Origin of the sequence: Kitasatospora sp. NPDC056076 (assembly GCF_042266305.1) — a bacterium.
Taxonomy (GTDB): Bacteria; Actinomycetota; Actinomycetes; order Streptomycetales; family Streptomycetaceae; genus Kitasatospora.
This window is the reverse complement of the sequence record NZ_JBHJWG010000097.1, coordinates 1-7,795: the sequence shown is the minus strand read 5'-3', so window position 1 is coordinate 7,795 and position 7,795 is coordinate 1. Positions and strand designations below refer to the sequence as shown.

Genomic DNA, 7,795 nt, shown 5'->3' with positions numbered 1-7,795 from the left:
GACCCGTTCCGGGTCCGGCGGGCCGCCGTCGGGCCGGGAGCGGTCAGGCGGACGGCTCGGAGCGCTCCTCCGGCTCCAGCCCGGCCCGGATCAGGCCGTAGGTGTACGCGTCCTCCAGGGCCAGCCAGGAGGCGGCGACCACGTTGTCGGCCACACCGACCGTGGACCAGCTCGCGGTGCCGTCGGTGGACTCGATCAGCACCCGGGTCTTGGAGCCGGTGCCGTGCTGGCCCTCCAGGATGCGGACCTTGTAGTCCACCAACTCGAAGGTGGCCAGCGGCGGGTAGGTGCCCTCCAGGGCCGTCCGCAGCGCCTGGTCCAGCGCGTTGACCGGACCGTTGCCCTCGCCGACGGCGATCCGGCGCTCGCCCTTGGCCCACAGCTTCACCGTGGCCTCGTTGCCGGAGACCCCGCCCGGGCCCTGCTCGCTGATGGTCCGCCAGGACTCCAGGCGGTAGAAGCGGTCCCGGCTGCCGCGCACCTCGTCGCGCAGCAGCAGCTCGAAGGAGGCGTCGGCGGACTCGTAGGTGTAGCCGAGGTTCTCCTGCTCCTTCACCTTGGCCACCACCCGGCCGGCCAGGTCGCGGTCGGTGGAGAGGTCGTAGCCCAGCTCCTTGCCCTTGAGCTCCACCGAGGCCCGGCCGGCCATGTCGGAGACCAGCATCCGCATGGTGTTGCCGACCAGTTCGGGGTCGGTGTGCTGGTACAGGTCCGGGTCGACCTTGATCGCCGAGGCGTGCAGGCCGGCCTTGTGGGCGAAGGCCGAGAAGCCGACGTACGGCTGGTGGGTGGACGGGGCCAGGTTGACCAGCTCGGCGATCGCGTGCGAGATCCGGGTCATCTCGGCCAGCCGGCCCTCGGGCAGCACCCGGCGGTCGTACTTCAACTCCAGCGCGCCGACCACCGGGAACAGGTTGGCGTTGCCGACCCGCTCGCCGTAGCCGTTCGCGGTGCACTGCACGTGGGTGGCGCCGGCGTCCACCGCGGCCAGGGTGTTGGCCACCGCGCAGCCGGTGTCGTCCTGGGCGTGCATGCCGACCCGGGCGCCGGTCGCGGCGATCACGTCCGCGACGGTGTCCCGGACGCCGGCCGGCAGCATCCCGCCGTTGGTGTCGCACAGCACCACCACGTCCGCCCCGGCCCGGTGCGCGGTGCGCACCACGGCGAGGGCGTACTCGCGGTTGGCCCGGTAGCCGTCGAAGAAGTGCTCGCAGTCGAGGAAGACCCGGCGGCCCTGGCCGCGGAGGAACTCGACGCTGTCCCGGATCATCTCCAGGTTCTCGTCCAGCGTGGTGCGCAGCGCCAGCTCGACGTGCCGGTCGTGGGCCTTGGCCACCAGGGTGACCACCGGCGCGCCGGAGGCGACCAGCGCGGCCAGCTGCGGGTCCTCGGCGGCCTTGCCGCCGGCCCGGCGGGTGGCGCCGAAGGCGACCAGCCGGGCGTGGCGCAGCTCCAGTTCGGCGGCGGCGCGGGCGAAGAACTCGGTGTCCCGGGGGTTGGCCCCGGGCCAGCCGCCCTCGATGAAGCCGACCCCGAACTCGTCCAGGTGCCGGGCGATGGCCAGCTTGTCCGCCACCGTCAGGTTGATGCCCTCGCGCTGCGCGCCGTCGCGCAGGGTGGTGTCGAACACGTGGAAGCTGTCGTCGGTACGGCTGACCTCGGTCATGACCCCTGGTTCTCCGTTCGGGGAGGTTCGTACTGCTCTGCCGGATTCTCGTCCCGGCTCCACTGTCCAGGATCCCGCGCGCGGCCCCGGTGTCCCCGGGCCCCTTGTGGGGGCCGTCGGCCGGTCCGAGGAAACAAAAAGACCCCTCGCGGGTGCGAGAGGTCTGCGCGCGGGTCTGGACGCTCGTGGTCGCTCCGCATCGGGTCGTGCGGGAGCGGTCACTGCGGACCGGCGCGCCTGCTGCCAATAATCAGCGAAAGCGAGGACACGCCCGTAGCTTGGCACAGCCTCCGGGATCCGGCCCGCCCGTCTCGCGATGCGGAACGGGGCAGGCCGGAGGGGGTGCCCGGCGTCCGTGGGATCAGACGATCTTGTGCAGCCAGCCGTGGGTGTCGGGGCGCTGGCCGCCCTGGATGGCCAGCAGGGCCTTGCGCAGCTCCATGGTGACCGGGCCGGGCTCGCCGGTGCCGACGGTCCAGTCGGCGGCCGCGGACTTCACCGAGCCGACCGGGGTGATGACGGCGGCGGTGCCGCAGGCGAAGACCTCGGTGAGGGTGCCGTCGGCGTTCGCCTGCTGCCACTCGTCGGTGGAGATCTTCCGCTCCTCGACCGCGTAGCCCAGGTCGGCGGCGAGCTGGAGCAGCGAGTCGCGGGTGATGCCGGGCAGCAGAGCGCCGGACAGCTCCGGGGTGACGATCTTCGCGTCCGCGCCCTCGCCGAAGACGAAGTACAGGTTCATCCCGCCCATCTCCTCGACCCACCGGTGCTCGGCGGCGTCGAGCCAGACCACCTGGTCGCAGCCCTTCTCGGCGGCCTGGGCCTGGGCGACCAGCGAGGCCGCGTAGTTGCCCGCGCACTTGGCGGCGCCGGTGCCGCCGGGCGCGGCGCGGACGTACTCCTTGGAGAGCCAGACCGAGACCGGCTTGACGCCGCCCGGGAAGTAGGCGCCGGCCGGGGAGGCGATGATCATGAACAGGTAGGAGTTCGCCGGACGGACGCCCAGACCGACCTCGGTGGCGAACATGAACGGGCGCAGGTAGAGGCTCTGCTCCGGCTCGTTCGGGACCCAGGCCCGCTCCTGCTGGACCAGCAGCTCGACCGCCTCGACGAAGGCCTCCACCGGCAGCTCCGGCATCGCCAGACGGCGGGCCGAGGCCTGGAAGCGCAGGGCGTTGGCCTCGGGGCGGAAGGTCGCGATGGAGCCGTCGGCCTGGCGGTAGGCCTTCAGGCCCTCGAAGATCGCCTGGCCGTAGTGCAGGGTCATGTTCGCCGGGTCCATCTCCACCGGCGCGTACGGGACCAGCTGCGCGTCGTGCCAGCCACGGCCCTCGGTCCAGCTGACGGTGACCATGTGGTCGGTGAAGACGCGGCCGAAGCCAGGGTTGGTCAGCCGGGCCTGGCGCTCCGCTGCCGACAGCGGGTGGGCGGAGGGCTTGAGGTCGAACGTGATGGGCGCCTGGGTGGGCGTGCTCATGGCTGTTTCCTTCACCGTGGGGTTCGTTCGGGCCGCCACCGCCGAAGGAACGTTACGGCTCTCCAACGCCGGAACGAACGCACAACGGCACGGCCCACTGTCGATACTCGCATCCAGAGGGCCGTGCCGAACAGCTGCCCGCTCCTTGGGGAGCTGCAAGCTGCGGTTATGCGGAGCGGCCCGGCCGGCCGGATCCGCTCGGGTTCCGGCCGGCCTAGCCGGCTACTCGCTCGGCGAGCACGTCGCCGACCTCGGAGGTGGACCGGGCGCCCGAGCGCTCGGCGAGGTCCGCCGCGACGGCGGCCTCCACCCGGGCGGCCTCGGCGGCGAAGCCGAGGTGCTCCAGCAGCATGGCGACCGACAGCACGGTGGCGGTCGGGTCGGCCTTGCCCTGGCCGGCGATGTCCGGCGCCGAGCCGTGCACCGGCTCGAACATGGACGGGAACTCGCCGCTCGGGTTGATGTTGCCGCTCGCGGCCAGGCCGATGCCGCCGGTGACGGCCGCGGCCAGGTCGGTCAGGATGTCGCCGAACAGGTTGTCGGTGACGATGACGTCGAAGCGCTCCGGCTGGGTCACGAAGAAGATGGTGGCCGCGTCGACGTGCAGGTAGTCGGTGGTGACCTCGGGGAACTCCGCGCCGACCTCGGCGAAGATCCGGGTCCACAGGTGCCCGGCGTGCACCAGCACGTTGTTCTTGTGCACCAGGGTGAGCTTCTTGCGCGGCCGCGCCTGGGCCCGGCGGTAGGCGTCGCGCACCACGCGCTCGATGCCGTACGCGGTGTTCAGGCTGACCTCGGTGGCCACCTCGTGCGGGGTGCCGGTGCGCAGCGAGCCGCCGTTGCCGACGTACGGGCCCTCGGTGCCCTCGCGGACGACCACGAAGTCGATCGCCGGCTGACCGGCCAGCGGGGAGGCGACCCCGGGGAAGAGCCGGCCCGGCCGCAGGTTGATGTGGTGGTCGAAGGCGAACCGCAGCTTGAGCAGCAGCCCCCGCTCCAGCACCCCGGACGGGACGCTCGGGTCCCCGATGGCGCCGAGCAGGATCGCGTCGAAGGCCTTGAGCTCGGCTAGCACGTCGTCCGGCAGCGTCTCCCCGGTCCGGTGGTAGCGCCGGGCCCCGAGGTCGTACTCGGTGGTCTCCAGCTTCACGTCGGCGGGGAGCACGGCGCCGAGGACCTTGAGGCCTTCGGCCACCACCTCCTGGCCGATGCCGTCACCCGGGACAACTGCGAGACGAATGGTGCGAGACATGCTCGGACCCTACTCCCGCGTCCCAGGGGCTGACACCTCACGTCCAGCATTCGGACTCGTCAGGTCAGGTCGATGTCCACGGGGAACGGCTGATCGACCTTCAACTGCTTGTGGTGGATCCCCGTCGGAAAGTACCTGTTGGCTGCAGGATCAAGCTCGAACGTGTAGACGACCGGGCGACCCTCATCGCATTCGACACGCCAGAAGTAGCGGATGCCGGCCGCAGCGTACTTGCGCGGCTTTACCTCGCGATCGCGCTCACGCGATTCATCGGATACGACTTCGACAGCAAGCAGCACATGCTCGACAGAAAACGTTGTCTGGCGATAGCCCGTATCCGAATCCTCGTGGACAACGAGGATGTCGGGTTCCGGTCGATTCCGGCGGTCCAGTGTCACCGCCATCTCCGGCCACACCTCCCAACCGTCCGGAACCGCCTTCTCCAGCGCTCGATCCAGCAGACGCTTCACCCTCACGTGGAACTTCGTCTGCGGACTCACGAAGATCAGGCTCCCGTCGATCAGCTCGGTGTGCGGCGGGAGATCAGGCAGCCGGTCAAGGTCCTCTGCGGTGTAGCCACCAGCAGGAGGCCGAATCCAGTCGGGGTACGGCGCGATGCTCATGGTTCCTCCCATACGGGCATCCTGGCGGCCCTCTCAGGCTACTCGGCAAAGCGTCCACGGGCGTCACCCCTTTGAGGGGGCGCGGGTGGCGGGAGGTGCGCCGGGGGCGCGCTTAGGGTGGCGGGGTCCGGGATTCCTGGCAGAACGGGGCGCGTGGGTGAAGGCCGAACGGCGGCGGGAGGTGCTGGTCTGCGGGGCCGCGGCCGGGCTGGCGATGGGCGCCTTCGCGCTGGCGGCGGCGGTGCGCGGGCGGTGGCCGGGCGGGGCCGACGCGATCGCCGTGCCGTACCACGCGCACCTGTGGGACCTGCTGCACGGGCAGGCCACCGGGGACCTGCTGTTCAACTGGAACAGCGGCTACGGCGTCCCGTTCCTGGCGGACTTCTTCGCCTACCTGATGAACCCGTTCTCCTGGCCGACCGCGCTCCTCCCCCGCGACCAGGGGCACCTCGCCGTCTTCCTGGTCGCCCTGGCCACCATCGGCCTCGGCACCGCCCTGATGGCCCACCTGCTCGGCCGGCTGCACCCCGGCCCCCGGTGGCTGCGGGTGTTCGCCGCCGTCGGGTACGGGCTCTGCGCCTGGGTGCTGGACATCGGCGGCGGGGCGCCGATGTGGCTGTGGGGCCTGGTCTCGCTGCCGCTGCTCGGCCTGGTCGGGGACTGGTGCCTGCACGAGCGCCGCTGGGTGGCCGGCGCGCTGTGCGTGGCGCTCGCCTGGGCGGGCAACCTCTACACCGCGGCGCTGGCCACCCTGATCGCCGGACTCCTGTTCGCCGTACGGCTGTTCGCCACCCCGCGCCCGTTCCGGCACCGGGTCCGGGCGACCGGGAGGGCGGTCACCCTGACCACCGCCGGGGTGCTGCTCGCCGCCCCCGTGCTGTTCGTCGCCGTCCGGGCCGCGCGCGGCGCCCAGCCGGAGTCCCCGGTGCAGCCGCTCGGCCCGTCCGGACTGGACGGGCACCTCGCCCAGCTGCTGCCCGCCATCACCGGCGGGCGGCCCCTTCCGGACGTGGCGATCGGGGTGCTCGGCCTGCTGCTGGTGTGCGGGCTGCCGTTCAACCGCCGGGTGCGGGTCCGTGAGCGGGCGGTCTGGTGCGCGGCGCTGCTGCTGGTGGTGCTGAGCTTCGTCTGGACCCCGACGGTGCTGGTCTGGCACGGCCTGGCGATCCCGGCCGGCGGGCCGTACCGGGTCTCCTTCGTGCTCAGCGGCCTGCTGGTGCTGGCCGGTTGGGTGTCGCTCGCGCACCGGCCGGACCGGGTGACCCTGCTGGGCGGCGCCGCGCTGACCGCGACGATCGCCGCGCTGGCGGCGGCCCGGGGCTCGGTGCACACCTCCACCTGGGTGCTGCTGGGGGTCGGCGGCGCCGTCCTGCTGGCCGCGCTCGCGGCGCTGGACCGCCGGCACACCGACCGCCGGGTGACCGCGCTGGCCACCTGGGTGATCGGCGGCGCGGTGCTCGGCAACGCCGTCTGGTCCGGGTACGCGGCGCTCGGCGCGGCCCCCGACGACGGCGTCTCCCCCGCCGCCGTCCGGGCCGGGCACGCCGCGGTGCGGGCCGGCGCCGACTGGCCGGACCTGCGCAGCGACCCCGGCCCGCACGCCTTCACCCCCAACGACCCGCTGCTGCTGAACGGCCAGGGCGGCGGCTACTCCAGCGGCTACCTGCCGACCGTCGCCGCCCTGCTGCTGCACGACCTCGGCGCGGGCTGGACGGCCGGCGGGCGGCAGACCGGGGGCGTCACCGACCCAGTCGGCCGGGCCCTGTTCGGGGTCGGCGCCCACCTGGACGACGCACCGCGGCCCCCGGGCTTCACCGCCGTCCGGGCCCCCGCGCCGCCCCTGGTGACCGTGCTGCCGCCGGGCGCCCGGATGGCCACCTCCTCGGTCTGGTCCCGCCAGGAGTCGCTGCTCGGCAGCCAGGTGTACGACGCCCCGCTGCCCGTCCCGGCCGGCGGCCCGGCGCCCACCCTGCACGGCACCAGCGGCTGGTCGGTGCCGGGCGGTGCGGAGGGCACGGTGTTCACGGCCGCCTGCACCCCGGGCTCGACAGCGTACGTCCACCCGCTCTGGTACCGCGGCACGGTCAGCGGCCTGGGCACCGACTTCCGCAGCGACGGCGAGCAGCCCACCACGGCCGTGCCCGTGCACCGGCTGGGGACCGTCCCGGCCGACGGCACGGTCCGGGTGACCCTTCGCTCGGACGTGGTCAGCCAGGTCCCCGCCCGCCCGATCGGCTGCCTGCGGGCCGACGCCCTGGCGGCCGCCGTCACCCGGCTCACCGCCGCCGGCGCCACCCGGGTCGAGGCCGGCGGCCACACCCTGACCGCCGCCCTGCCGGCCGGCTCCACCGGCACCGCGCTGTTCTCCGTCCCCGCCACCGAGGGCTGGACCTGCGCCGTCGACGGCGGCGCCCGCATGGTGCCCACCCCGGTCCTCGGCATGATCGGCGTCCCGCTCGGCGGCGGCGCCGGCCGGGTCTCCTGCGCCTTCCGCCCGCCCGGCCTCACCGAGGGCCTCACCGTCGCCTCCGGCACCGCCGCCGTGTTCGTCCTGGGCGCGGTCTTCGCCCGGCTCTCCCGCCGCCCCACCCGCGTCCCGCGCCGCGAGCGCCGACTGGCCGCACGGGACTGAGCGGACGACGCCAGGGCCGGACAGGGGCGAGGGGCGGGCCGCCGGGGGGTGGGGGGGGGCCCCCCCCCGGCCCCGGCGGGAGGGGACCGGCCGGGGGGCCCCCGGGGGCCGCGGGGCCCCCGGGGGGGGGGGGGGGGGCAGAGGGGCC

5 protein-coding genes are annotated in these 7,795 nt (G+C 73.8%); 1 reads left to right on the top strand and 4 read right to left on the bottom strand.

The annotated features are described in order from the left end of the window. Positions 1-43: 43 nt before the first annotated feature. From cimA to ACFC1T_RS37820, 4 genes are all read right to left on the bottom strand, one after another. Complete coding sequence (gene cimA, locus ACFC1T_RS37835) at positions 44-1,666, bottom strand: citramalate synthase (protein ID WP_375897205.1); 1,623 nt, start codon at positions 1,664-1,666, stop codon at positions 44-46. 361 nt (positions 1,667-2,027) lie between these two features. Further along, entirely contained in the window at positions 2,028-3,140 is a 1,113-nt protein-coding gene (locus ACFC1T_RS37830; RefSeq protein ID WP_375897203.1) for a branched-chain amino acid aminotransferase, read from the bottom strand. Between the two features lie 214 nt (positions 3,141-3,354). After that, the gene (locus ACFC1T_RS37825; RefSeq protein WP_375897202.1) at positions 3,355-4,392 is read right to left on the bottom strand and encodes a 3-isopropylmalate dehydrogenase; all 1,038 of its coding nucleotides are present in this window, start codon (positions 4,390-4,392) and stop codon (positions 3,355-3,357) included. Between the two features lie 59 nt (positions 4,393-4,451). Further along, positions 4,452-5,015, bottom strand: coding sequence for a Uma2 family endonuclease (locus ACFC1T_RS37820; protein WP_375897199.1), 564 nt, complete (start codon positions 5,013-5,015; stop codon positions 4,452-4,454). 157 nt (positions 5,016-5,172) lie between these two features. Here ACFC1T_RS37820 and ACFC1T_RS37815 point away from each other — a divergent pair, with 157 nt between their 5' ends. Continuing rightward, entirely contained in the window at positions 5,173-7,647 is a 2,475-nt protein-coding gene (locus tag ACFC1T_RS37815; RefSeq protein WP_375897196.1) for a YfhO family protein, read from the top strand. Positions 7,648-7,795 lie beyond the last annotated feature (148 nt).